Annotated in this window: 26 protein-coding genes; 14 read left to right on the forward strand and 12 right to left on the reverse strand. The window is 66.8% G+C overall.

What is annotated here, in order from left to right; translation table 11 throughout:
• The first annotated feature begins 76 nt into the window (after window positions 1–76).
• The 9 genes from CJ014_RS15820 to upp all read left to right on the forward strand — a co-directional run bounded on the left by CJ014_RS15820 (window position 77) and on the right by upp (window position 9284).
• Window positions 77–1600, forward strand: coding sequence for an ABC transporter ATP-binding protein (locus CJ014_RS15820; RefSeq protein ID WP_100081446.1), 1524 nt, complete (start codon window positions 77–79; stop codon window positions 1598–1600).
• 7 nt (window positions 1601–1607) lie between these two features.
• Window positions 1608–2711: an ABC transporter permease gene (locus CJ014_RS15825; protein WP_100081447.1), complete on the forward strand. Its 1104-nt coding sequence runs from the start codon at window positions 1608–1610 to the stop codon at window positions 2709–2711.
• A gap of 11 nt (window positions 2712–2722) precedes the next feature.
• Window positions 2723–3691 carry an ABC transporter permease gene (locus CJ014_RS15830; RefSeq protein ID WP_100081448.1) on the forward strand — a complete coding sequence of 323 codons (969 nt, stop codon included), beginning with the start codon at window positions 2723–2725 and terminating at the stop codon, window positions 3689–3691.
• A gap of 1 nt (window position 3692) precedes the next feature.
• Complete coding sequence (gene cdd, locus CJ014_RS15835) at window positions 3693–4112, forward strand: cytidine deaminase (RefSeq protein WP_100081449.1); 420 nt, start codon at window positions 3693–3695, stop codon at window positions 4110–4112.
• Between the two features lie 6 nt (window positions 4113–4118).
• The gene (locus CJ014_RS15840) at window positions 4119–4952 is read left to right on the forward strand and encodes a purine-nucleoside phosphorylase (protein ID WP_100081450.1); all 834 of its coding nucleotides are present in this window, start codon (window positions 4119–4121) and stop codon (window positions 4950–4952) included.
• Window positions 4949–6265 (forward strand): thymidine phosphorylase, encoded by a 1317-nt coding sequence (gene deoA / locus CJ014_RS15845; protein ID WP_100081451.1) that lies wholly within the window; start codon window positions 4949–4951, stop codon window positions 6263–6265. The genes CJ014_RS15840 and deoA overlap by 4 nt, the downstream gene beginning before the upstream one ends.
• An 85-nt stretch (window positions 6266–6350) precedes the next feature.
• Complete coding sequence (locus CJ014_RS15850) at window positions 6351–7568, forward strand: phosphopentomutase (RefSeq protein WP_100081452.1); 1218 nt, start codon at window positions 6351–6353, stop codon at window positions 7566–7568.
• Window positions 7569–7578: 10 nt separating this feature from the next.
• Window positions 7579–8571, forward strand: a complete 993-nt coding sequence (add, locus tag CJ014_RS15855; RefSeq protein WP_100081453.1) for an adenosine deaminase — start codon at window positions 7579–7581, stop codon at window positions 8569–8571.
• Between the two features lie 86 nt (window positions 8572–8657).
• Window positions 8658–9284, forward strand: coding sequence for a uracil phosphoribosyltransferase (upp, locus tag CJ014_RS15860; RefSeq protein ID WP_100081454.1), 627 nt, complete (start codon window positions 8658–8660; stop codon window positions 9282–9284).
• A 66-nt stretch (window positions 9285–9350) separates the two neighbouring features.
• On the opposite strand, the gene CJ014_RS15865 is transcribed toward upp, so the two are convergent.
• The 9 genes from CJ014_RS15865 to CJ014_RS15905 form a co-directional block, all read right to left on the reverse strand.
• Complete coding sequence (locus CJ014_RS15865) at window positions 9351–10325, reverse strand: type II secretion system F family protein (RefSeq protein WP_100081455.1); 975 nt, start codon at window positions 10323–10325, stop codon at window positions 9351–9353.
• Between the two features lie 8 nt (window positions 10326–10333).
• Complete coding sequence (locus CJ014_RS15870) at window positions 10334–11335, reverse strand: type II secretion system F family protein (RefSeq protein ID WP_100081456.1); 1002 nt, start codon at window positions 11333–11335, stop codon at window positions 10334–10336.
• Window positions 11336–11363: 28 nt separating this feature from the next.
• Entirely contained in the window at window positions 11364–12833 is a 1470-nt protein-coding gene (locus tag CJ014_RS15875) for a TadA family conjugal transfer-associated ATPase (RefSeq protein ID WP_100081457.1), read from the reverse strand.
• 23 nt (window positions 12834–12856) lie between these two features.
• Window positions 12857–14128, reverse strand: coding sequence for a CpaE/TadZ family protein (locus CJ014_RS15880; RefSeq protein ID WP_100081458.1), 1272 nt, complete (start codon window positions 14126–14128; stop codon window positions 12857–12859).
• Between the two features lie 12 nt (window positions 14129–14140).
• Window positions 14141–14851, reverse strand: a complete 711-nt coding sequence (locus CJ014_RS15885) for a CpaD family pilus assembly protein (RefSeq protein WP_165790857.1) — start codon at window positions 14849–14851, stop codon at window positions 14141–14143.
• 22 nt (window positions 14852–14873) lie between these two features.
• Complete coding sequence (locus CJ014_RS15890) at window positions 14874–16271, reverse strand: type II and III secretion system protein family protein (RefSeq protein WP_165790858.1); 1398 nt, start codon at window positions 16269–16271, stop codon at window positions 14874–14876.
• A gap of 137 nt (window positions 16272–16408) precedes the next feature.
• The gene (cpaB, locus tag CJ014_RS15895) at window positions 16409–17203 is read right to left on the reverse strand and encodes a Flp pilus assembly protein CpaB (protein ID WP_100081461.1); all 795 of its coding nucleotides are present in this window, start codon (window positions 17201–17203) and stop codon (window positions 16409–16411) included.
• A gap of 151 nt (window positions 17204–17354) precedes the next feature.
• Window positions 17355–17894, reverse strand: coding sequence for an A24 family peptidase (locus CJ014_RS15900; RefSeq protein ID WP_100081462.1), 540 nt, complete (start codon window positions 17892–17894; stop codon window positions 17355–17357).
• Window positions 17895–18088: 194 nt separating this feature from the next.
• On the reverse strand, window positions 18089–18262 hold the full coding sequence (locus CJ014_RS15905; RefSeq protein ID WP_100081463.1) for a Flp family type IVb pilin: 174 nt from the start codon (window positions 18260–18262) through the stop codon (window positions 18089–18091).
• Between the two features lie 409 nt (window positions 18263–18671).
• Here CJ014_RS15905 and CJ014_RS15910 point away from each other — a divergent pair, with 409 nt between their 5' ends.
• The 4 genes from CJ014_RS15910 to CJ014_RS15925 all read left to right on the forward strand — a co-directional run bounded on the left by CJ014_RS15910 (window position 18672) and on the right by CJ014_RS15925 (window position 22216).
• Window positions 18672–19208: a pilus assembly protein N-terminal domain-containing protein gene (locus tag CJ014_RS15910; RefSeq protein ID WP_165790859.1), complete on the forward strand. Its 537-nt coding sequence runs from the start codon at window positions 18672–18674 to the stop codon at window positions 19206–19208.
• 83 nt (window positions 19209–19291) lie between these two features.
• Window positions 19292–19864, forward strand: a complete 573-nt coding sequence (locus CJ014_RS15915) for a TadE/TadG family type IV pilus assembly protein (protein ID WP_100081465.1) — start codon at window positions 19292–19294, stop codon at window positions 19862–19864.
• 14 nt (window positions 19865–19878) lie between these two features.
• Window positions 19879–20445, forward strand: a complete 567-nt coding sequence (locus CJ014_RS15920) for a TadE/TadG family type IV pilus assembly protein (protein WP_165790860.1) — start codon at window positions 19879–19881, stop codon at window positions 20443–20445.
• A 139-nt stretch (window positions 20446–20584) separates the two neighbouring features.
• On the forward strand, window positions 20585–22216 hold the full coding sequence (locus CJ014_RS15925) for a hypothetical protein (protein WP_100081467.1): 1632 nt from the start codon (window positions 20585–20587) through the stop codon (window positions 22214–22216).
• A gap of 25 nt (window positions 22217–22241) precedes the next feature.
• On the opposite strand, the gene CJ014_RS15930 is transcribed toward CJ014_RS15925, so the two are convergent.
• Together CJ014_RS15930 and CJ014_RS15935 are read right to left on the reverse strand one after the other, a co-directional pair.
• On the reverse strand, window positions 22242–22754 hold the full coding sequence (locus CJ014_RS15930) for a retropepsin-like aspartic protease family protein (protein WP_100081468.1): 513 nt from the start codon (window positions 22752–22754) through the stop codon (window positions 22242–22244).
• 64 nt (window positions 22755–22818) lie between these two features.
• The gene (locus tag CJ014_RS15935; RefSeq protein WP_100081469.1) at window positions 22819–23991 is read right to left on the reverse strand and encodes an amidohydrolase; all 1173 of its coding nucleotides are present in this window, start codon (window positions 23989–23991) and stop codon (window positions 22819–22821) included.
• Between the two features lie 190 nt (window positions 23992–24181).
• On the opposite strand from CJ014_RS15935, the gene CJ014_RS15940 reads away from it, so the two are divergent.
• Window positions 24182–24772 (forward strand): CAP domain-containing protein, encoded by a 591-nt coding sequence (locus CJ014_RS15940; protein ID WP_245427390.1) that lies wholly within the window; start codon window positions 24182–24184, stop codon window positions 24770–24772.
• Between the two features lie 99 nt (window positions 24773–24871).
• Here CJ014_RS15940 and CJ014_RS15945 read toward each other — a convergent pair.
• Window positions 24872–25302 (reverse strand): transposase (locus tag CJ014_RS15945; RefSeq protein ID WP_165790861.1); only part of this gene is annotated, 431 nt, incomplete at its 5' end.

A 25302-nucleotide genomic window follows, 5' to 3' on the forward strand; every position in this document is an offset into this window, starting at 1 on the left:
GCAGTCATGAGGGCGCAAGGCATGGCCGGTTTTCGGGCGTGCCTTGCGCCTTTTTCGTATCCGGAGCCGTCAAGCCGTGAGCCCATCCCCGACCGCAGCGCCCGCCATCGAACTGATCGGCATCGACAAGAAGTTTGGCGCCGTCCACGCCAACAGGAACATCAACCTCACCGTCGCCAAGGGCTCGATCCACGGCATCATCGGCGAAAATGGCGCCGGCAAGTCGACGCTGATGTCGATCCTCTACGGTTTCTACCAGGCCGACGCCGGCGCGATCCGCATCAACGGCCAGGACACCGTCATCCATGACAGCCAGGCGGCGATCTCCGCCGGCATCGGCATGGTCCACCAGCACTTCATGCTGGTCGAGAATTTCTCCGTCCTCGAAAACGTGGTGCTCGGCGTCGAGGGCGGCGCCTTGCTCGGCCGGGGCGTCTCCGATGCGCGGTCGGCGCTGAAGCGCCTCGAGGCCGATTACGGCCTCGAAGTCGATCCCGACGCGATCATCGAGGAACTGCCGGTCGGCCTGCAGCAGCGTGTCGAGATCCTGAAGGCGCTCTATCGCGGCGCCGAGATCCTGATCCTCGACGAGCCGACCGGCGTGCTGACGCCGGCCGAGGCCGATCACCTGTTCCGCATCCTCGGCGTGCTGCGCGACCAGGGCAAGACCATCGTCCTCATCACCCACAAGCTGCGCGAGATCATGGCGATCACCGACACGGTTTCGGTGATGCGGCGCGGCGAGATGGTGGCGACCCGCCGCACCGCCGAGACGACAGTGGAGGAGCTCGCCGAACTGATGGTCGGCCGCCGCGTGCTGTTGCGCGTCGAAAAGGGGCCGGCCTCGCCGGGCGAGGTCGTGCTGTCGGTCCGGAACCTCACGGTCAAGGACGGCCGCGGCGTCGTCATGGTCGACGACGTCTCCTTCGATGTTCGCGCCGGCGAGGTGGTCGGCATCGCCGGCGTCGCTGGCAACGGCCAGTCGGAGCTTCTCGAGGCGATCACCGGCATCCGCAAGCCGGTCTCCGGCGAGATTATGATCCACGGCCAGCCGGTCGCCGGCTTCGACGCCGCCCGCCTGCGGGCGCTCGGCCTCGGCCACATTCCAGAGGACCGGCACCACATGGGCCTGGTGCTGGGTTTCGAGGAAAGCGAGAATTCCGTCCTCGGCTATCACCGTGACGGCCGCTACGGCCGGGGACCGCTGCTCGATCTCGACGCCTGCCGCGACGACGCCAAGGCCAAGATCGAGAAATACGATATCCGGCCGCCCAACTGCCGGCTGAAGACCGCCAACTTCTCCGGCGGCAACCAGCAGAAGATCGTCGTCGCCCGCGAGATCGAGCGCGACCCGTCGCTGTTGGTGGTCGGGCAGCCGACGCGCGGCGTCGACATCGGTGCCATCGAGTTCATCCACCGCCGGCTGATCGCCATGCGCGACGCCGGCAAGGCGGTGCTGCTGGTATCGGTGGAGCTCGACGAGATCCGCTCGCTTTCCGACCGCATCCTCGTGATGTTCGCCGGCCATGTGGTCGGCGAGAAGACGCCGGATACCGGTGAACAGACCCTCGGCCTGATGATGGCCGGCATTGCCGCGTGAGGCCGAGATGAGCACCGCGTCCGTACCGCTTCCCAACTGGATCACCTACGGCCTGATGCCGTTCCTCAACCTCGTCGTCGCATTCCTGATTTCCGGCGTCGTCGTCTGGTTCATCGGCGAAAACCCGCTCGAAGCCGTCAAGCTGCTGCTGCAGGGCGCGCTCGGCAACGGCGAGGGCATCGGCTTCACGCTCTACTACGCCACCAACTTCATCTTCACCGGCCTGTCGGTGGCCGTCGCCTATCACGCGGGCCTGTTCAACATCGGCTCGGAAGGCCAGGCCTATGTCGGCGGCCTCGGCGCGGCGCTGGCCTCGCTCGCCCTCGACCACTACGTGCCCTGGTACGTGACCATGCCCTTCGCGGTGATCGGCGCGGCGATCTTCGGCGCCGCCTGGGCGCTGATCCCGGCCTGGCTGCAAGCCAAGCGCGGCAGCCACATCGTCATCACCACCATCATGTTCAACTTCATCGGCGCGGCGATGATGGTCTATCTGCTGGTCCACGTGCTGATCGTGCCGGGCAAGATGGCGCCGGAAACCCGCGTTTTCCTGGAGGGCGGCCAGCTTCCCAAGCTCGACTGGCTGATCGCGCTGTTCGGCGGCCGGCTCGGGGCGGCGCCGTTCAACGTGTCGTTCCTGATCGCCCTCGTCATGTGCGTCGCCGTCTGGCTGCTGATCTGGCGGACCAAGCTCGGCTACGAGATCCGCACGCTCGGCGCCAGCTCGACGGCCGCCGTCTACGCCGGCATCCCCTATGTGAAGACGGTGATCATCACCATGCTGATCTCCGGCGGCCTCGCCGGCATGATGGCGCTCAACCCGGTGCTCGGCGCCTCGGCCCGCCTGCAGGTGGAGTTCGTCGGCGGCGCCGGCTTCGTCGGCATCGCCGTGTCGCTGATGGGGCGCAGCCACCCGCTCGGCATCGTGCTCGCCGCCGTCCTGTTCGGCGTGCTCTACCAGGGCGGCGACGCCCTGTCGTTCGACATGCCGAAGATCACCCGCGACATGATCGTCGTCATCCAGGGTCTGGTGATCCTGTTCGCCGGCGCCCTCGAATACCTGTTCCGCCCGGCCATCGTCCGGGTCTGGCAGCGGTTCGGCAAGGCCTGAGGAGGAGATCCATGGAAAACCTCGACCTCATCTCGATCCTCGGCTCGACCATCCGCCTGTCGATCCCGCTGATCTTCACCGCGTTGGCGGGCCTGTTCACCGAGCGGGCCGGCGTGTTCGACATCGGCCTCGAAGGCAAGATGCTGTTCTCGGCCTTCGCCGCCGCCGTCGCCGCCTTCATGACCGGCTCGCCCTGGCTCGGCCTTCTCGCCGGCATCACCGTGTCGGTGCTGATCTCGCTGATCCACGGCTTCGCCTCGATCACCAATCGCGGCAACCAGATCGTGTCGGGCGTCGCCATCAACTTCCTGGCCTCCGGCCTGACGGCGGTGCTGGGGCAGGCCTGGTTCAGCCAGGGCGGCCGGACGCCGCCGCTCGCCGCCTCGGCGCGCTTCACCGAGATCGTCTTCCCCTATGCCGCCGAGCTCAGGGAGATGGGCTTCTTCGGCCGCTTCTACGCCAACGTGATTTCCGGCCACAACATCCTGACCTATCTGGCCTTCCTCGCCGTGCCGGCCGCCTGGTGGGTGCTCTACCGCACCCGCTTCGGCCTGCGCCTCCGGGCGGTCGGCGAGAATCCGGGCGCCGTCGATACCGCCGGCATCTCGGTCACCTGGCTGCGTTATCGCGCGACCATCTGCGCCGGCATCCTCTGCGGCTGCGCCGGCACCTATCTCTCCATCGCCCAGTCGGCCGGCTTCGTGAAGGACATGTCGGCCGGCAAGGGCTATATCGCGCTCGCTGCGCTGATCTTCGCCAAGTGGCGGCCGGTGCCGGTGATGCTGGCCTGCCTGCTGTTCGGCTTCCTCGACGCCTTTGCCAACTTCATGCAGGGCAAGAGCGTGCCGGGCATCGGCGAGGTGCCGGTGCAGATCTTCCAGGCGCTGCCCTATGTGCTGACCTGCGTGCTGCTCGCCGGCTTCATCGGCGTCGCCCGGCCGCCCAAGGCCGGCGGCGTGCCCTACGTCAAGGAGCGCTGAGATGGCCGATTTCGACCAATTGTTCGCGGCGGCGAGCGCCGCCCGCGCCCGGGCCTACGCCCCTTACTCCAACTACGCCGTCGGCGCGGCGCTGCTGGCCGACGACGGCAAGGTCTATTCCGGCTGCAATGTCGAGAACGCCTCGTTCCCCGAGGGCTGGTGCGCCGAGACGACGGCCATCGGCCATCTGGTAATGGGCGGTGCAAGGCGTATCGTCCGCGCCGTGGTGGTGGCGAGCCGCATCGATGGCGAGCGCGTGCCGGGCGGCCGCTTCTGCACGCCGTGCGGCGGTTGCCGCCAGCGGCTGATGGAATTCGCGGCGTCGCCGGCCACCGAGATCTGGGCCGCCGACCCCGACGGCGCCAGCCAGCGTTTCACCATGGCCGAGCTGCTGCCGGCCGGTTTCGTTCTGGAGGAGTGAACGAACATGTCCGAAATCTCCAACGCCGCCCGCGCGGCGGCGATGATCGCCGCCAGGACGGATCTGAAGCCGCTCGTCGGCATGGTGCTCGGCTCCGGGCTCGGCTCGTTCGCCGACAGCGTGGAGGGCGCCGTCCGCTTTTCCTTCGCCGAGCTGCCGGGCTTTCCGGTCTCCACCGTCTCCAGCCACAAGGGCGAGCTGATCGTCGGCCGCATCGCCGGCCAGCCGGTGGCGGTGCTGTCGGGCCGCGCCCATTATTACGAGCACGGCGAAGCGGCGGTCATGAAGACGCCGATCGAGGTGCTGAAGCTGATCGGCTGCCGCGCCGTGATCCTGACCAACGCGGCCGGCGGCCTGCACCTGGAGGTCGGCCCGGGCGAGCTGATGCTGATCACCGACCACATCAATTTCACCGGCTCCAACCCGCTGGTCGGCGAACTCGGCGACGAGCGCTTCGTCGGCATGTCGCAGGCCTACGACCCACGCCTGCAGGAGCTGTTCCGCGAGGCGGCGGCCGCCGAGGGTATCGCGCTGCATGCGGGCGTCTACGTCTGGTTCACCGGTCCGTCCTTCGAGACGCCGGCCGAAATCCGCGCGGCCAAGATCCTCGGCGGCGACGCCGTCGGCATGTCGACGGTGCCGGAGGTGATCCTCGCCCGCTACATGGGCCTCGAGGTGGCCGCCGTCTCCACCGTCACCAACCCGGCCGCCGGCCTCACCGACCAGGAGCTCAGCCACGAGGAGGTGAAGGAGGCGGCGCCGAAGGGAGCCGAAAAGCTGCGGCGCCTCCTGCCGCGCGTCATCAAGGGGTATGGGGCAGCCTACGGAGCATCCGCATGAGCTTCCTGCCGCAGGAAATCATCCGCCGCAAGCGCGACGGCGCCGCGCTCGGCCGCGACGAGATCGCCTTCATGGTCGAGGGCCTGACGGTCGGCTCGGTGACCGAGGGGCAGGTGGCGGCCTTCGCCATGGCCACCTTCTTTCGCGGCATGACCATCGACGAGCGCGTGGCGCTGACGCTTGCCATGCGCGACTCGGGCGTTGTGCTCGACTGGTCCGACCTGCCGGGACCGGCCCTCGACAAGCATTCGACCGGCGGCATCGGCGATACCGTGTCGCTGATGCTGGCGCCGGCCGTCGCCGCCTGCGGCGGCTTCGTGCCGATGATCTCCGGCCGCGGCCTCGGCCACACCGGCGGCACGCTCGACAAGCTCGACGCGGTGCCGGGCTACCGGACGCAGCCGGACAACGAGCTGTTCCGCAAGGTGGTGCGCGAGGTCGGCTGCGCCATCATCGGCCAGACCACCGATCTGGCGCCGGCCGACAAGCGGCTCTATGCCATCCGCGACGTGACCGGCACGGTGGAGAGCATCGACCTGATCACCGCGTCGATCCTGTCGAAGAAACTCGCCGCCGGCCTTCACGGGCTGGTGCTCGACGTCAAAACCGGCACCGGCGCCTTCATGGCAAGCCTCGAAGACTCGCGGGCGCTGGCCGAAAGCCTGGTCAGCGTTGCCAATGGCGCCGGCCTGCCGACCATCGGACTGATCACCGACATGCACGAGCCGCTGGGCACGGCGGCTGGCAACGCGCTGGAAGTGCAGCTCGCCGTCGATTTCCTGACCGGCAGGCGCATCGACCCGCGCATGTGGGAGGTGACGGTGGCGCTGGCGGCCGAAATGCTGGTGATCGGCGGCCTTCGCCCCGACCTTGGCGAGGCGCGCGTCGCGGTCGAGGAAGCCCTCACCTCCGGCCGGGCGGCGGAAATCTTCGGCAGCATGGTCAGCGCGCTCGGCGGTCCGATCGATTTCGTGATGAAGGCCGACACCTATCTTGCCAAGGCGCCGGTGGTGAAGCCGGTGCCTCCGCCGCAGGCCGGCACCGTCGCGGCGATCGACGCGCGGGCGATCGGCGTTGCCGTCGTCGGGCTCGGCGGCGGCCGCACCCGGCCGCAGGACGCCATCGATCCGTCGGTCGGCTTCTCGGCGCTGGCCGGGCGCGGCGAGGACGTCGGTCCCGACCGGCCGCTCGGCTTCGTGCATGCGGCGAGCGAGTCGGCGGCCGACGCCGCGGCGGCGGCGCTCGTTGCCGCCTACCGGCTGGGCGACCGGCCGGAGCGCGGGCCGTCGGTGGTCGAGCGGGTCGGCGGTTAAAACAACTTCCCGGGACGGCCGCGGACGGCGCCGCCCCGGAGCTTTGCAAGAGATCTGGGCGCCGACCGGGCGCCGGGGAGGAACCATGAAACGAGCCATCGTCATCGTGCTCGACAGCTTCGGCATCGGCGGCGCGCCGGACGCCGCCCGCTTCGGCGACGAGGGCGCCGACACGCTCGGCCATATCGCCGCCGAATGCGCGGCCGGGCGGGGCGACCGGGAGGGCTTGCGGTCGGGCCCGCTTTCGCTTCCCAATCTCGAGCGCCTCGGCCTTGGCCTCGCCGCCGAACTCGCCACCGGCCGGAAGCCGGCCGGCTTCTCCCGCACCACCGCCGAGGGCCGCTATGCCGCCCCGGCCGAGGTGTCGAGCGGCAAGGACACGCCGTCCGGCCACTGGGAGATCGCCGGCGTGCCGGTGCCCTTCGAGTGGGGCTATTTCCCGCCGGAGCCGCCGAGCTTCCCGGCCGAGCTGATCGAGGCCTATGTGCGCGAGACCGGCGTGCCGGGCATCCTCGGCAACTGCCACGCCTCCGGCACCGAGGTCATCGCCCGCTTCGGCGAGGAGCATATCCGCACCGGCAAGCCGATCGTCTACACCTCGGCCGATTCGGTGATGCAGATCGCCGCTCACGAGACGCATTTCGGCCTTGCCAAGCTGCTCGCCGACTGCGAGATCGCCCGCCGGCTGGTCGATCCCTACCGCGTCGGCCGGGTGATCGCCCGGCCGTTCGTCGGCGAAACCAGGGACAGCTTCAAGCGCACCGCCAACCGGCGCGACTACGCCGTGCCGCCGCCCGAGCCGACGCTGCTCACCCGCGTCGAGGCGGCGGGCGGCAAGGTCTACGGCATCGGCAAGATCGGCGACATCTTCGCCCACCAGAACGTCACCATCGGCCGCAAGGGCAAGTCCAACGACGGCAACCTCGACCTCGGCATCGCCGCGCTCGGCGAAGCCGGTGCCGGCGACCTCGTCTTCGTCAATCTCGTCGACTTCGACACCGAATACGGCCATCGCCGCGACGTCGCCGGCTATGCCGCCTGCCTGGAGGCCTTCGACCGCCGCCTGCCGGAAGTGGAAGCGGCGATGGCCGCGGGCGACATGCTGCTGATCACCGCCGATCATGGCTGCGATCCGACCTGGCGCGGCAGCGACCACACGCGGGAGCGCGTGCCGGCGCTGTTCGCCGGCCAGGGCGTGCCGCCCGGTTCGGCCGGCCGGACCGATACTTTCGCCGACATGGCCGAGACCGTCGCCGCCTGGCTCGGCCTGGCGCCGGGCCTGCACGGCCGCTCGCTGATCTGAAAGACGCTTGATGACCGAACCGACCGCCGCGCCTTCGGTGGCGAAGGCCGAACTGCACGTCCATCTGGAGGCCGGCGCCGCGCCGGAGCTCGTCCGCCGCAACGCCGTCCGCTACGGGGTCGACGTGTCGCGGCTGTTCGACGACGAGGGGCGCTATCTCTGGACGGATTTCTCGTCCTTCCTCGTCGCCTACGACCTCGCCGCCTCGGTCTTCCGCACGCCCGAGGATTTTGCCGAGGTCGCCGAGGTCTACCAGCGGCAGGCCGCCGCCGCCGGCTCGATCTACACCGAGTTCTTCGTGTCGCCCGACTTCGGGGCACGTTCCGGCCTCGGTTACCGCGCCTATCTCGAGGGTATCGTCGAGGGATTGCGCCGGGCCGAGGCGGCGACCGGCATCGTCGGCCGGGTGATCCCGCTCATCGAGCGCCACTACGGCCCGGAGCGCGGCGTCGAGGCGGCGCGGGCGGCGGTGAACAATCTGGTGCCGGAGGTCGTCGGCTTCGGCATGGCCGGCGAGGAGCGCCTGCACGCGCCGCACGAGTTTGCCGCCGCTTTCGAGATCGCCGCCGAGGCGGGCCTGCCGCTCACCTGCCATGCCGGCGAATGGTGCTCCTGGGAGGGCGTCGCGGCGACGCTCGACGCCATTCCGGTGAAGCGCATCGGCCATGGCGTGCGCGCCGTCGAGAACGCCGACCTCGTTCGCCGCATCGCCGAGGAGGGCATCCATCTCGAAGTCTGCCCGGTGTCCAACGTCACGCTCGGCGTCTACCGGGACTACGCCGATCATCCGCTGCCGGCGCTGAGGGCGGCGGGGGTGCGTCATTCGCTCAATACCGACGATCCGCCGTTCTTCTGGACGTCGGTCGGGCATGAATATCGGGTGGCGCGCGACGCCTTCGGACTGACCGATGCCGAGCTCGCGGCGGTGACGCGGACGGCGATCGAGGATTCGTTCTGCGACGCGGCGACGAAAGCGCGGCTCCTCGCCCGGCTACCGGTCTGAATCTGGTGGAGATCGGGGAAAATGCCGGTTTCGGAGGCGGCTTCGAGCCTCTATGGTCGCCGAAACTCAAAGCCCGCGAGGAACCCATGAGCGTCAAGGTCATCGATCATCCGCTGGTGCAGCACAAGCTGACCATCATGCGCAACAAGGAAACCTCGACGGCGAGCTTCCGGCGGCTTCTGCGCGAGATCTCGACGCTGCTCTGCTACGAGGTGACGCGTGACCTGGCGCTGACCGAGGTGGAGATCGAGACGCCGCTCCAGACGATGACGGCGCCGACCCTCGAGGGCAAGAAGCTGGTGTTCGCCTCGGTGCTGCGCGCCGGCAACGGCCTGCTCGAGGGCATGCTCGATCTGGTGCCGGCGGCCCGCGTGGCGCACATCGGCATCTACCGCGACCACGAGACGCTGCAGCCGGTGGAATATTACTTCAAGGCGCCGGCCGACCTGTCCGACCGGCTGACCATCGTCGTCGATCCGATGCTGGCCACCGGCAATTCGTCGATCGCCGCCGTCGACAAGCTGAAGGAGCGCGGCGCCCGCGACATCCGCTTCGTCTGCCTGCTGGCGGCACCGGAAGGCATCAAGCACTTCACCGAGGCGCATCCCGACGTGTCGGTGTTCACGGCGGCCATCGACAGCCACCTCAACGAGAAGGGCTATATCGTGCCCGGCCTCGGCGACGCTGGCGACCGCATGTACGGCACCAAGTAGGCGCTCCAGCATAGCAATGTTAAGAAAGCCCCGGTCTCCGGGGCTTTTCCATATGCGCTGACGCCCTTAATGCAGCGAAGTGATCTTGATGATGGCCGGCGCCATGATGACGGCGAACAGCACCGGCAGGAAGAACAGGATCATCGGCACGGTCAGCTTGGGCGGCAGCGCCGCCGCCTTCTTCTCGGCCTCGTTCATGCGCATGTCGCGGTTTTCCTGGCTGAGCACGCGCAGCGTCTGGCCGAGCGGCGTGCCGTAGCGCTCGGACTGGATGAGCGCCAGGCAGACCGCCTTGACGCCATCGAGGCCGGTGCGGTTGGCGAGATTCTCGTAGGCCTGCCGGCGATCGGACAGGAAGGACAGCTCGGCAGTGGTCAGGCTGAGCTCCTCGGCCAGCGGCAGCGACTGACTGCCGATCTCCTCGGAGACGCGGCGAAAGGCGAGCTCGATCGACATGCCGCTCTCGACGCAGATCAGCAGGAGATCGAGAGAATCCGGAAAGGCGCGCTTGATCGACTGCTGGCGCTTTTGCAGTGCGTTGGAGACGACGATCACCGGCAGGTAGAAGCCGGCATAGGCGATCACCAGGCAGATGCCGGCCTTGAAGGGCAAGGGGCGGTCGATCTTCAGCACGACGAAGACGTAGAAGATCGCGATGAGCAGGAAGCCGAAAGGCAGCACGAAGCGGGCGAACAGGAAGGTGGTGGTGGCCGCCTCGCTGCGGAAGCCGGCCTGCTTGAGCTTTTCCTCGCCCTTGTCGTCGAGCAGCGCCTTCCTGAGCGACAGCCGCTCGACCAGGCGGCGCATGTAGGCCTTGGATTCCTTGCCGCGCAGCGAGCCGCGTCCCTCCTCGGCGAGCCGGGCGCGCTCGCGCTGGCGGATTTTCTCGCGCTCGTCGGCCACCGCCCGCATGCGCGCCGGCAGGCGGTCGCTCGACAAGAGCGGCATGGCGAGGCTGAGGACGGTGGCGAAGATGGCGAGCGACACCAGGATGGCCATCAGGGCCACCGGATCGCGCAGGGTATCGATGATCGCGCCCATGGTGGTCCTCAGAAATCGAAGGAAATCATGCGCTTCATGACGAAGACGCCGATCAGCATCCAGAGAATCGAAACGCCGAGGACGATCTGCCCGATCGGCGTGACGAACAGCACCATGATGTAGCCCGGGCTGGTCATGTAGACGAGGGCGGTGACGATGATCGGCAGCGAGCCGATGATCGAAGCCGAGGACTTCGCCTCCATGCTCATCGCCTGGATCTTGGCGCGCATCTTCTTGCGCTCGCGCAGCACCTTGGCGAGGTTGCCGAGCGCCTCGGAAAGGTTGCCGCCGGCCTTCGACTGGATGGAGAGGACGATGCCGAAGAAGTTGGTCTCCGGCAGCGGCACGCGCTCGTACATCCGGACGACCGCCTCGTCGATCGGCATGCCGAGCTGCATCGCCTCGATGACGGTGCGGAACTCGCTCCTGACCGGTTCCTTGGCCTCGCTGGCGATCATCCGGAGGCAGTCGTTGAGCGGCAGGCCGGCCTTGACGCCGCGGACGATGACCTCGACGGCGTTGGCGAGCTCGTCGATGAAGGCGGCGTGGCGGCGCTTGCGGATGAAGTTGACCAGGAAGCGCGGCAGGCCGACGGCGCCGACGAAGCCGGCGCCGAGCACCAGGAGGAGCGGCAGTCCGACGAGGAAGCAGACCAGCGTGACGACGAGGCCCGTCACGGCGCTGTAGGTGTAGAAGCGGCCGATGGACAGGGTCAGGCCGGCCTGCTGGAGCCGGAGCTGCATCGGCGGGTTGGTCGATTTCGACGCCTTGTGCTTCTGCTTGACCTCAAGGTCCTTCAGCGTCTCCTGGACGTTGCGGCGGCGGGCGGTCGGCGTGGCGGCCGCCGCCCTGGTCCGCTCGACCTCGGCCGACGGCGCGGCCACCAGCGTGCGCCGCCGCTCGACCGATGCCTGTCGCTCGATGCGGTCGTAAAGGAAGCCGTAGAGCAGCGCGGCGATCGAAAACCCGACGAGGCCCATCATCGCGAGGACGCGGATATCGATCTGCATGCTCCTCTCCCCTATCGCTCGCGGATGATCAGGCGTAGGCGCCGGCCGGCGCCGGCGCTTCGGATGCGTCGAGGGCGGCGGCGAGCCGCCGCTCCTCGCCATAATAGCGGGCACGGTCCCAGAATTTCGGCCGGCCGATGCCGGTCGACCGGTGCCGGCCGATCAGCCGCCCGTCGCTCTCCTCGCCGACGATGTCGTAGACGAACAGGTCCTGGGTGATCACCACGTCGCCTTCGAGGCCGACCACCTCGGTGATGTGGGTGATGCGGCGCGAGCCGTCTCTCAGGCGGGCCGCCTGGATGATCACGTCGACCGAGGTGACGATCATCTCGCGCACCGTCTTGGACGGCAGCGTGTAGCCGCCCATGGAGATCATCGATTCGACGCGCGAGATCGCCTCGCGCGGCGAGTTGGCATGCAGCGTGCCCATCGAGCCGTCGTGGCCGGTGTTCATCGCCTGCAGGAGATCGAAGGCCTCGGGGCCGCGCACTTCGCCGACGATGATCCGCTCGGGGCGCATGCGCAGGCAGTTCTTCACGAGGTCGCGCATGGTCACCTGGCCCTCGCCCTCGAGATTGGGCGGGCGGGTTTCCAGGCGGACGACGTGCGGCTGCTGGAGCTGGAGCTCGGCGGCGTCCTCGCAGGTGATGATGCGTTCGGTCGGCTCGATATAGGCGGTGAGGCAGTTGAGCAGCGTCGTCTTGCCGGAGCCGGTGCCGCCGGAGACCAGCACGTTGCAGCGGCAGCGGCCGATGATCTCCAGGATGGTGGCGCCTTCGGGGGTGATCGAACCGAACTTGACGAGCTGCGGCAGCGTCAGCTTGTCCTTCTTGAACTTGCGGATGGTCAGCGTCGGCCCGTCGATGGCGAGCGGCGGCGCGATGACGTTGACGCGGCTGCCGTCCGGCAGGCGGGCGTCGCAGATCGGCGAGGCTTCGTCGACGCGGCGGCCGATCTGGCTGACGATGCGTTGGCAGATGTTCATCAACTGGACGTTGTCGCGGAAGCGCACGCCGGTCTTGACCATCTTGCCGGCCACTTCGATGAAGGTGGCGTTGGCGCCGTTGACCATGATGTCGGCGATGTCGTCCCGGGCGAGCAGCGGCTCGAGCGGGCCATAGCCCAGCACGTCGTTGCAGATGTCGTCGAGCAGCTCTTCCTGCTCGGAGATCGACATCACCACCGCCTTCAGGGTGATGATGTCGCCGACGATGTCGCGAATCTCCTCGCGGGCGGTTTCGATATCGAGCTTGGCGAGCTGGCTGAGGTCGATGGTCTCGATCAGCGCCGAGAAGATCGACGACTTGGTGTCGTAGTAGCTGTCGGACTTGCGCCGTTCCTGCATTTCCGGCGCCGGTGCGGGCGTGGGGCGGGCAGCGGCGGCAGGGGGCGGCGTCGCCACCGGCGCGGCGGCGGCCGGTTCGACGACCCGCGCTGCCGGGGCCGTCGCCGGTTTTTCCGGTGCCGAACCGAATGAGCCACGCTTGCCAAAGGACATCGAACGTCTCCTCGTCCTGGTCGTCAGTGCGCCTTGAGGCGCGGCAGGCGGGCGAGCAAGGGCATGAGAGCCGACTTGCGGCCGCTGCGGGCGACGCTGCGGCCGGTGAGCCGGGCGGCGAGCGCATCGAACATCTGGGCAACCGGCGAACGGGCGTTGATCTCGGCGATCATCTGGCCGTTGTTGGTCGCCGTGCCGAACAGGGCGGCGTCGAAGGGGATGACGGCTGCGGGATCGAGCTGCAGGGCCTTCTGGAAATCGGCGGGCTTGATCTCCGGCCGCTTCGGCAGGCCGACCTGATTGATGACGAGGCGCGGCGCCTCGTCGTTGGGGCGGGCGATCTTCAACTGGTCGATGAGGTTCTTGGCGTTCCTGAGGGAGGCGAGGTCGGGCATCGCCGTGATCACCACGTCGTCGGCGGCGCCGAGCAGCCGGCGCACCCATCCCGTCCAGAGGTGCGGCAGATCGAGAATGACGGCCGGCGCACCGACGCGGGCGGCCTCCAAAATCGGATCGAAAGCCATCTCGTCGTGATCGAAGGCGCGGTCGAGGGTGGCCGGGGCGGCGAGCAGGCTCAGATTGTCGGCGCATTTGGAGAGCAGCCGGTCGAGGAAGACGTCGTCGACCCGGTCGCCGGCAGCGAGCGCGTCGGCGAGCGTCTGCGGCGGCTCCTGGTTGAAGTCGAGGCTGGCGGTACCGAAGGGCAGATCGAGATCGGCCAGCACGACGCCGCCGTCGAAGCCACGCGACAGCGAGAAGGCGACATTGTGGGCGACGGTCGACGAGCCGGCACCGCCGCGGGCGCCGATGAAAGCAATGGTCCGTCCCACCGGCTTCACATCGGGCGAAAGATAGATCTCGCCGATCTCGCGGATGACGTCGTAGAGGTCGAAGGGAGCGACCATGTACTCGGAAACACCGCGGCGCATCAGGTCGCGATAGAGGGCGACGTCGTTGTGATGGCCGATCAGCACCACCTTGGTGCCGGCGTCGCAGACGGAGGCCAACTGGTCGACCTGCTCGAGCACCTGTTCGCGCCGTTCGCGTGTTTCGACGAACAGAAGGTTGGGCGTCGGTGCGGCGACGTAGAAGTCGAGGGCGGCGGCGACGCCGCCCTGATGCACCTTGACGTGCGCCTTGGCCATGCGGCGGTCGGCGGCCGCCTGCTCCAGCACGTCGGCGACCTCCGGCGTCTCGCAGAACGCCTGGATGGCGATGCGCGGCACCGGCCTCAGCCCGTCGGCGTCGGCGGGTCGACCGGAGGTGGTGGGGACGAACGGATCGTCGATGGTCATGGCCGTCGGTTCCTAGAAAGTCGAAGTCGGATAGGTGGCCGACGGGCTCGTTCCCTTGGCCGCCTTCTGCAGCATTTCCCAGCGCTGCCAGCCGCGCACCGGCGTCTCGGCCCGAGGCGTCAGGAGATCGTTCGGATTCTCCACCATGGCGGCGAGATTGGCCTGGGTCGCGCAACCGAACTCGGCGCCGTCGGTGCCCTTCTGGTTGTCGGGCATGAGGTCGGACGTCCAGCGGCCGCAAGGGGGGCTCACCGCCTTGATGCGAGCAAACCCGAGCCGGATCGGCGCGGGAACGCGGGGATCGGCGACGGTATAGGTCTGGTTTCTGAGATAGGCCGCGGCGACGCCCGATTGCCTGAGCACGGTGCGGATCTGGCGCGCGAGATAGTCGGCGGCCGCCTGATTGATCGATCCGGCGGGCGTCATCACCACCACCGGTCCGGTGGCGTTTCGCGCCGCGTCGGCGCCGAAATCGGCGACCACCGCCCGGAGCTCGGGCGAAAGGCCGCCCGTGCCGGTGCCGACCGGGATGTCCAGCGTTTGGGGCGCCTCGGTGACGGCGATCGGATAGGCGCTGCGGTAGCCGTCGGCCGGCAGGCCGTCCGTCAGCGCCTGTCCCTGCCGGTTGCAGGCGGCAAGCGCCAGCGCCAGAGCGACCGCTATCGGCTTTACGGACCGACGCAGCCGCCTTTCGGAGCAGGTAAGCGGATTGATTGCCTGCATGGCACTCCTCCAATGCGCCGGCTTAGTCATAGGAGAAGCCGTAGCGGCCCTGGTACGAACCGGAAGCGGCACCGTTGACGCGGTAGATGCGGTTGATCTGGTTGAGGAAATAGCTCTGTGCGTCCGCCTGGAAGTTGAGATTCTGGTCGGGACGCGTGAGGGCCGACGATGCGACGGGCCTGACGAGATAGGGCGTTACGAAGACCACCAGCTCGGTCTGCTGGCGCTGGTAGGCTTCGCTTTTGAACAGCGCGCCGAGGATCGGCAGGTCGGACAGGCCCGGCGTGCCGTTGATGGTCTTGGAGATGTTGTCGCGCAGCAGGCCGCCGATGGCGATGGCGCCGCCGGACGGGACTTCGACGGTGGTTTCGGCGCCGCGTTTCTTGATGCCCGGCACGTCGGAGCTGAGCGAGGTGTCGATGTCGCTCACCTCGGTGTTGATGTTGAGGCTGATGCGGCCCGAGCTCAGCACCACCGGCGTGAACTTCAGGATGACGCCGTATTCCTTGAAGTTGATGGTGTTGCCGTTGTTGCTGACCAGCGTGTAGGGAATCTCGCCGCCCACCACCACCTTGGCCGGCTGGCCGGAAATCGCCGTGACGTTCGGCTCGGCCAGCGTACGCACCACGCCCTGGGTCTTCAGGGCGTTGATCATGGCCGCGAAGTGGTCCGTTCCGATGCTCAGCGCCGAACTGGTGCTGGCGTCGCCTATGCCGAACAGCTTGGTGGAGTCGGAGGATAGTCCCGCCAGGTTCGAGGTGAGATTGTTGGGAGAGCTCGCCGCGGCGACGACGCCCCCCGCCGCGGCCATGTCGATGCCGAGCTTCCTGACGGTGTTTTTCTCCACCTCGGCGATGACGACGCGAAGGTTGACCTGATCCGAGCCGGAAACGGTGATCGAATTGACGATCTTGTCGGTCGAGCCGACGAACTTGGCGGCGATATTGGCGGCGGTGGCCGCCGCTTCGGCCGAGGTGACGGTGCCCGACAGCACCAGCGAATCGCCGAGCGACTGCGCCTTGATGTGCGAGCCGGGAATGACGTCGGCGAGGGTGCTTTCGAGGCCGACGGTGTCGCGACCGATCACCAGCTCGAAATGGGCGATCTGGCGATTGCCGCTGCCGAACAGGAAGATGTTGGCCTCGCCGACGCTCATGCCGATCAGGTAGATCTTGCGATTGTTGCGCACCACCGCGTCGGCGACCGCCGGGTTGGACACCAGAACGTCGCGGATATCCTCGGGCAGGTCGATGACCATCGACTTGTTGAGACCGAGGTTGATGACCCGGCCTTCGATGTCGGCGACCGAGCTGATGGCGGCGGGATCGGCGGCGCGGGCGGTTTCGAGGGGAAATGCGAGGCCGGCAGCGAAAAGACCCGCGAAAGAGAGGGTCAGCGCTAGAGCGTTTGCTCGTTTCATGGAAACGCGAAAACACTCTATCTTTTTGAATTGACGCATTTTCTTCACGCGAACCGGTGTCCACTTCGCTCGAAAATGCTCTAGGCAGCGGTTCATGACCGGGTTTCCTGCGGTTGCGGTCGGTCGGGGCGCTTGGTTCATGGCGCTTGCTGGGCCGTGACGCGAGAGACGACGCCGAATTTCACGACGGCGACGCCGGTGGGCTTGCGCTGGCGGGCAGCCGGCTGGTCGTTATCGACAAGGGGACGGAGCGCCAGCGAGATCGAGCCGATCTGCTGGGCCTGGGTGACGAGCTCGGTCTGGTCGGGCGTGAGCTCCAGCGTTGCGGTGTTCTGCGCCACGATCGACGGCTGCTTGTCGTCGCCGGTCTGCTGCACCGATTGATCGATGGCCAGCACCCTTATGTCGGTCAGGATGGTCTCGGCGACGGCCTCGCCGGCATCCTTCTGGCGCACCAGGAGAATGTCGACGCGATCCTCCGGCAGGATGAAGCCGCCGGCCGTCGAGGCGGCGTTGACGCGGACCGCCACGGCGCGCATGCCCTCGGGCAGGACGGCGGACAGGAAGCCGCGGTCGGACCGCACCAGCTTGGCCTTGCGGATCGGCTCGCCGGCCAGGATGGGGCTGCGCGCCAGCATGCTCTTCAGATCGGTGACGGCATCCGGTTCAGCCGATCGTTGAATATAGCCGTCGCTGAGTCCGTCCTTCGGCCAGGGTTTCCAACTGACGTTTTCCGCATCGACGGTCTTGCCGACGCCGATATCCTTGGCGGCAACGAGCACGTCTTCGAGGTCGATCGGCGGCGCCACCGGCTGGGCGGCAACCGTCCGGGGGGTGTCCGGCGCGCGGGTGCCGATCCGGGTCGCTATGAGGCCGGCGCCGGCGGCGGCACCGACGGCGACGAGCAGGATGACCAGTTGGATCGGGCGCATGATGTTGCCTCGCGACAAAGGACGACGAGCGTTCCACTCGGGGTCCAAGTACACGGGGTAACGCTGAATTTATGGTTAATAGGTTGTTGGAAATCGTCTCGGTTTGTAGCGGCCGTTCAGGAATCGTCAGGAATTGGCGGTCCCTGCCGGTTCACGCTTTCGCAAGAGCGAGAAACCATTGCGTATCGGGAAAGACGACCAGCGCGGCGGCGGCGAGCGCCACGCCATAGGGGACGCCGGCGCCCCTTTCGTGCAGGCGCAAGGCTGGAGGCCAGCCGAGCAGCGCGGCGGGCAGCGGGAACGCGCGAAAGCCGAGGATGACCAGCGACAGCGCTCCGCCGAACAGGGCGGTCAGCGCCAGGAAAGGTAGAGCCTGTTCAATGCCGAGCCAGAGCACGATGGCCGAGGCGAACTTGGCGTCGCCGCCACCGAGGAAACCGAAGGCGAACAGGGCGAAAGTGCCGGCGAGCAGGCCGAGGCCGACGAGAAGATGAATGCCGATCGTCGCGAGCGGCAGGCCGGACAGAAGCGCCAGCGCCAGGAAGGCAACAGCGAGCGCCGCCGGGAAGCGGTTCGGAATTTGCATGGTCAGGAGATCGTAACAGGCAGCGACCGTAACCACGATAGGGAAGATAGCAACGAAAAGGGTCGCAACGATCTGCACGGAATTTCTCCGGGATGCCTCAGGCATGAAGTACGGCGACCGACGCTAGCCGAGTGGGGTAAACGGCATCTGAATGGCAAGGATCGTCCAAACGCGTAAGGGGAGGCCGTTCTAGCCTCCCCTTTTGGAACTGAATTCAGCAGGCCCGCGCCAGAGCGACACATCCGGCCTCGCCCTCGACTTCCGGTTGGAAGCAGCCACGCAGAACTTCCACCTGGGTCTCAGGTAGCGTTCTTCATCTTGCCGGCAATCGAGTTGAAGCTAGCGGCGATGTTATTGCCCAAGAGGCCGGCGGCAGAGATGATGGCAACGGCGATCAGCGAGGCGATCAGGCCGTATTCGATGGCGGTGGCGCCGGACTCGTCCTTGAGGAAACGCGACACGAGAGCCTTCATTTGAGGTACTCCTAAGCTCACTTATCTGACAGCACAGGTTCGAAGGTCTAATTTCGCCTGACCCGTCTGAACCGCGGTCAACATAGGCTGCGAGCTATTTCCAGCGAGTTAAGGTGATCGATGAAACTTGACCCTATTGGCAGAAGTCGGTGGATGGTTAAAGTTAACTGAACGCGCAGGCAAAAAACTCTTCTTTTACCTGTCCATTGACCAACGATGCATCCCGATAGGGCCAGAAACTGCTTTTTCTGTTCAAAAAATGGCGCTTGCCGGTGTGGTCAATTTGGAAGGCATTCTGACGCATCGATCCTTTCGTCGGGCTGGAGCGCAGAGAAGAGCAAGGCCGTTGGCGCTTTGTTTACCAACTCCCGGCATGATCGCGGTGAACAGATGGTTACCGGAGCGTCCCATGTCCACGAGGCTCGTTCGTTCGGCTCTACTGGCTGCGGTTCTCGCCGGACCGATGGTCCTCATGGCTGTCCAGGGCCATGCCGCCGACATGGTGAAGGTCGAGCTCGACCAGGCCAGGATCTACCGGTTGGCGGCACCGGCCAGTACCATCGTGATCGGTAATCCGGCGATCGCCGACGCAACGCTGCAAGACGCGCAGACGCTCATCGTGACCGGACGGGCCTACGGCCAGACCAATCTCATCGTTCTCGACGAGCAGGGCGAGACCATCACCGATGTCCAGCTTGCCGTACTCGCCGCATCGGAGAATCTCGTCACGGTCTACAAGGGCGCCAAGCGACAGTCGCTGAGCTGCCTTCCGGAGTGCCAGCCCACTGCCGTGCCGGGCGACGATTCGGAGCATTTCGGCGGCATCCTCGGGCAGGTCGCCCAGCACAACGGTGCCGGCAGTAGCAGCCCGGCCACCGCCTCGACCGGCGGTACTGGCGGCGGCACTGCCAACGCTTCGGCCCAAGCCGCTCCGGCCAGCCAGTAGAATGTGACCGGCTACACCGCTTGGTAAGGTGTTCGAGGCAAACTCCGTCCCTGCGAGCCAATTCGCTGCGGGGAGAAGTCTCGTTGCGCCTGATCTGGCCCTTCCATCATTGCCGCCCGGCGACCGTTATGGCCGACGGAGCGCCGCAGCGTGTGCGACTTCTCGATGACCGCCGTGGCGCGGTGGCCATGGAGTTCGCCATCGTCTCGATTCCGTTCTTCCTGCTGCTGTTTGCCATCTTCGAGATGGCATTGATGTTCTTCATCGGCCAGGTACTCGATACGGCCACCATGTCGGCGTCCCGGCTGATCCGGACGGGCGAGGCTAAGGCGCAATCGCTCACCCAGGACCAGTTCAAGGCGAAGATCTGTGCTGGTATGGTCAGCCTCGTTAACTGTGACGCGCGGCTTTATGTCGACGTCCAGTCCTATTCGAGTTTCGGCTCCTATACGCCGACGAGTCCGCTCGACAAGGACGGCAATATCTCCTCGACCAAATATACCAGCGGCAACAAAAGCGAGATCATCGTCGTCCGCAGTTTCTACGCCTGGCCGGTTATGTTCGACCTGCTGGCGCGCAGCACGACGCGGTTGGCGAGCGGCGACCAGCTGCTCGGTGCCGTTGTTGCCTTCCAGACGGAACCTTTCCCATGGTAGTGCGATTCCGATCGATGACGGCTGGCCTTGCCCGGCTCGGGCAGCGTTTCGCAAGGGAACGCGGCGGCGTGTCGGCGGTGGAGTTCGCACTGATCCTGCCGCTGATGCTGATGATCTACGCCGGCTGCAGCGAGGTGACGACGGCTCTCATCATCGATCGCAAGGTCAGCCGCGCCGCCAGCACCATCTCCGATCTCGTCGCCCAGCAAACCTCGGTCAGTACGAGCTCGATGAACGGCATCTTCGACGCGACGACAGCCATTCTCGAGCCATATAATTCTTCCATAGCCAAAGTGGTGGTGGTCGTCATCGACATCACCTCTTCCGGGCAGAAGGTTGCCTGGTCGAGGGCGCGCCATGATACCGCCGCGACCGCAAACGCAGCACCGCCCACCGGTCTCGCGGTTCCAAGCGATATTGCCTCGGCCGGCAGCGAGGTGGTGGTCGGCCGGGTTACATATGCCTACAGCTCTCCCTTCGCCGACGTCATGAAGAGCATTACCGGCAGGACAGCCTATAATCTTGGCCACATCTTCTACCTGAAGCCACGGCAGGGAACGACGATCGCTTTCACCAGCTAGCCAGCGGACGCCGAGGGGATGCTTGCCGCGAATTCGCTCCGGCCGAAGGCAGAAGGCGACAGTTAACGAGCCGGCAAGACCGGGCTGCTAAGGTGGTTGAACGTATGGCTTGGCGCCCTTCCCCGAGAGATTGCGTTCCGTGGCATCCCCGGCGTTCCACATTTCCACGATCTTGAGGCCGTCGGTGCTGGCCTTTGGCGCCGTGCTCGTTGCGCTCCTGTCGATTACCAGCTTGGTCCGCGATCAAGACGACGAGCGCTATCTCGAGCGGCGCTATGCCGATGTCGGCAAGATCCTGTCGGCAGCGATCGATCCCCGCTTTCAGACCAAGGCCGATGAGATTACCCGCGTGGCCGAACGGCTGGTGGTGATCGGCGCCATCCGCGGCGGCGTCCTTTACGACGGTTCCGGACACGAGCAGCAGGTGTTCGGCGAGCGCGTCGAAGCGAGCTTCAACGCGGTGATGCGCACCGGACACACGGTGTTTCGTCCGGCACGCAGCAGCAAGGCTGATTTCTATTATCCGCCCGAGGCTTCGCTCACGCCTTTTCACATCTTCCTGCGCGTCGACGTCGGCGAGATCACCAGCCTCGAGACCATCCGCGACGATCGAGCCGTCACCATAGCGCTCGGCGGCGGCGCGGCGGCGGCGGCGATCACCGAGATGGTGATGATGCTGATGGTCTGGTGGCCGTTGCGGCGTGTCCGAACGGTGGTCGAGGCCATGCTGCACGACCCCGCGTCGGCGGACCGCGGTCAACCGCTCAGGGGGTGGGGCGGCGAGGTCGGCAGGCTGACCTTCGCCTTCGAGTGCCTGCGGTCGATGCTGGCCGACGTCTGGCGGACCCGCGTCATGGTGGCCGACACCATCATCGAGTCGTCGCCTTTCGCGGTGTTGCAGATCAATGTCGACGGTCATCCCTTCTTCGCCAATCCTTCCTGTGCCCGCCTGTTCGGACGCGATATCCTGAGGACCAACGAGGTGTCGCCGCTGATGTTGCGCGACGTGGCGAGCGGAGCGCGCCACGGTCTCAAGGCCTATGTCGAGACCTACAGGAGCGGTATCCGGCCGGTGGAGTTTCCGACGCCGAACGGGCCGAAGCAGGCCTTGCTGGCGTCGCTGGTGCTCGGAGCGGAAACCAGGGCGCCGGTCAACGTTCTGGTCGGCGTCGATATCAGCGCGCTTCATGGCGCGCGCATTGCGGCGGAAGCGGCGCTCAAGACCGGCATGGAAGACGTTGCCAAGGCCACGACGAGAACCTTCGAGTACAAGCAGATGCTGGAGGCCTGCCTCGCGCTGATGGGCGGCGGCAAGAAAAGCCAGGAGCACCTGCAGGTCGCCGCCTTCGCGCGCGAATGGCTCGACACGGCGGCGGAAGCCGGCGCGGTGCAGGTTGCCGAGGTCGACGGCGAGGATCCGGAAGTGGCCGGTGGCGCGGACAATCTGCGCGCGGTGACGCGCTTCGCCGCCTTCCTCGCCTACACGCAGGTGGGTAGCCTGCCGGTGGACATGAAGATCGATGTCCGGGGCATCGACTTCGAAACTGCCGGCCTGCAGGTGCAGGCCCGCGCCGCCGCGGGTGGGGGCAAAGGCGCCTGCGTTGCCGATACCAATCTGGCGCTCGCGGCCCTCAAGGCCGCCGTCGCCCGCGTCGACGGGCGGCTCTCCGAGGTGGAACAGGAAGAGAATGGCGCGGTTATCGTGCGCGTCGTTCTGCGCGGCGCCGCCGAGCGCATGCAGACGACGATGAAGTCGAAGACCGCCGACTGATACTTCCAAGTGTAGTACGATCGCCTTATTGGCTCAGCACAAGGCGCCCGTTCTCGATGGCAAACGCCTTGAGACGGCCGAGAAAGCTCATGCCGAGCAGATTGGTGGCGAGCTGGTTGTCGGAAAGCACGAGGGCGTCGACATCGGTCACCCGGATATCGCCGACCTCGATTTCCTGGAGATGCACGCGCGCCGCCTCGGCAACGCCGCCGGCCGTCGACACTTTCGCCGTGTAGTCGCCCCGCAGGACGATCAGGCCGGCCGCCCGTGCATCGGAGGCGCGCAACGCCACCAGCGTCGCACCGGTGTCGGCGAGCATCGAAAGCGGCCGGCCGTTGACGCGGCCGGTCAAAACGAAGTGGCCGCGACCGTCGGCGGCAATCTCGGCTCTGCCCAGTGCCACGACGGGTTTCGGCGTGGCAACCGGCGCCGGTGCCTCGTCGGCCGGCGATAGCTCGGCAAGCCGCTGCAGTTGCGGCGCGAAGAAGCCGATGACCACCGTCGCGGCCAGTACCCATCCGAGGAGGCGGAGCATCATGCCCTCCGAACGGCTGTATCGATCGGCCGCTCGGGCAGGTTAGGCGGTCGCGGTTCCCAAAGCCTTAAGCTCGATCGGCCGCGGCGAGGCTGGCCTTGGCCAGCGCGGTCCAGACGGCGGCGCCCGGCGCGATGGCGTCGTCGGCGAAATCATAGGCCGGGTGGTGGAGGCCGGCCGACGGGCCGTTGCCCATGAAGAAATAGGCGCCCGACACGCGCTCAAGATAGAAGGAGAAGTCCTCGGCGGCCATCCACGGCGCCGCGGCGCGATCGATGGCGTCGCTGCCAAGCGCGTCTTCGACCGCGTCGCCGACCCGCGCCGCCGCGGCGGCGTGGTTGACCGTCACCGGATAGCCGCGCTCGTAGGCGAGCCTCGCCTCGGCGCCGAAGGCGGCGGCGACCGTGGTGGCGATGTGGCCGACCGACGCCTCGAGTTCGCCGCGCACCTTTTCGTCGAGCGCCCGGACGGTGCCGGAGAGGCGGGCGGTCTGCGGGATGACGTTGTCGGTATTGCCGGCGTGGAAGGTGGTGACCGACACCACCCCCGCGGCGAGCGGGTCGGTGTTGCGCGCCACGATCGACTGCAGGGCGGTGACCAATTGGGCGCCGACGAGAATGGGGTCGATCGTCTCGTGCGGGCGGGCCGCGTGGCCGCCCCGGCCGAGGATGTCGATGTAGAAGCGGTCGGTGGAGGCCATGATGGCGCCGGGCCGCACGGCGAAGCGGCCCACCGGCAGGCCCGGCATGTTGTGGATGCCGTAGATCTCGTCGACGGGGAAGCGTTCAAACAAGCCGTCGTCGATCATCGCCCGGGCGCCGGCGCCACCTTCCTCGGCCGGCTGGAAGACGAAGACGACCGTGCCGGCAAAGTCGCGGTCGGCGGCGAGGCGACGGGCAGCGGCGAGCAGCGTCGCCGTATGGCCGTCGTGGCCGCAGGCGTGCATGGCGCCGGGCTTTTCGGATGCCCAGGGCGCACCGGTGATCTCCTCGATGGGCAGGGCGTCCATGTCGGCGCGCAGCGCCACGGCGCGGTTGCCCGGCCGGCCCCGGAGCACGCCGACCACGCCGCTGCCGCCGACGCCGGTCGCCACCTCGTCAAGACCGAAGGCGCTGAGCTTGCCGGCCACGAAGGCGGAAGTCTCGTCGAGGGCGTAGAGCAGTTCGGGACGGCGATGCAGATCGCGGCGCCAGAGCACGGCTTCCCCGGCGATGGCGGCGATCTCTTCAAGGGCGGACAAAGGCTGACCTCTCTACGGGCAATTGCGGAGGAATTTCAGCCTAGCATGCCGGCAATGGCGAAGGCGAGGGCCAATCGCCGTCTTTCGGGCTGGCCGGAATTTGCCGAAATTTAACCACCCGTTCGTGTTCTTGGTGGCAAATCCACCTGCGGGTCGGCTCAGCCGATCGAGCCATCATGGAGATTTCCCCGTGTCCGGACGCGCCTTCGCCCTTCTGCCGCTTTGCGCGGCGCTGTTTCTCGCCGCCTGCCAGAGCGCGCCGCCGCCGCCGCGTCAGCCGACCTTCTATGAAGATCTCGCCTCTCCGACGGCGCGTGTCGACGAGAACAAGATGCTATCCATGCTCAACCAGTATCGCGCCCAGTCGGGGATCGCGCCGCTGGCGCTCGACCCGCGCCTCAGCCGCATCGCCGAGGATTACGCGAAGAAGATGGCGGCGGCCGACAAGATGGGCCACGACGTCGACGGCCATTCGCTGCTCGGCACCCGTCTCAAGGGCTACGGCTATGCCTTCTCCAACGCCGGCGAGAACGTGGCGGCCGGCTACCATACGCTGGCCGAGGCCTTTTCCGGCTGGCGGCAGTCGCCGCCGCACGATCGCGGCATGAAGGACCCGGAGATGAGCCTGATGGGCATCGCCACCGCCTATAACCCGAACTCCAAGTACAAGGTGTTCTGGTGCCTGATCTTCGCCCACCCGCCGGTAGTCACCGCCGACGGCACGCTGATGGGCGCCACCGGTGGTTTGGCGCCGTCGGCGACGGCGCTGACCATCCGCTAGAGCATTTTCGAGCGAAGTGGATACCGGTTCGCGTGAAGAAAATGCATCAATTCAAAAAGATAGAGCGTTTCCATGAAACACGGCACCGTACACGACTTGTCATATTTTGGGTCTGGCTTGAGGTTGATTTGGCGCGTTGTGTAACCAAGCGTCAGCGGCATTTTCCGGAGCGTTGCTGATCCAATTTCTGAGAGCGTCGAGACCGATGCGGAACCAGGATTTTTCCCGTCGGCCATGTGTCTTTCGCCTGATTGCCTTCCTGCCCATGGTTTTTGTTGCGCAGCGATAGGCCCAGACCATGGCCAGCGTGACGACGACCAGCAGACACGAGAGCTTGTCATGAGAGCGGATGCGGGTGTCTTCGAGATTGAGTCCTCGGGTCTTGGCGTCGCCGAACAGGCACTCGATGGCCCATCTTTTGCGGTAGTCGTTGAGGGCCTGCCTGGGGTCGTCGCGATTGGTGACGACGATCAGCCATTCATTGTCCTTCAGCCGTTTGGCCGCGAAGTTCACGGGATGGCGTGCCGGGG

The organism is Pleomorphomonas carboxyditropha (genome assembly GCF_002770725.1).
Classification (GTDB): domain Bacteria; phylum Pseudomonadota; class Alphaproteobacteria; order Rhizobiales; family Pleomorphomonadaceae; genus Pleomorphomonas; species Pleomorphomonas carboxyditropha.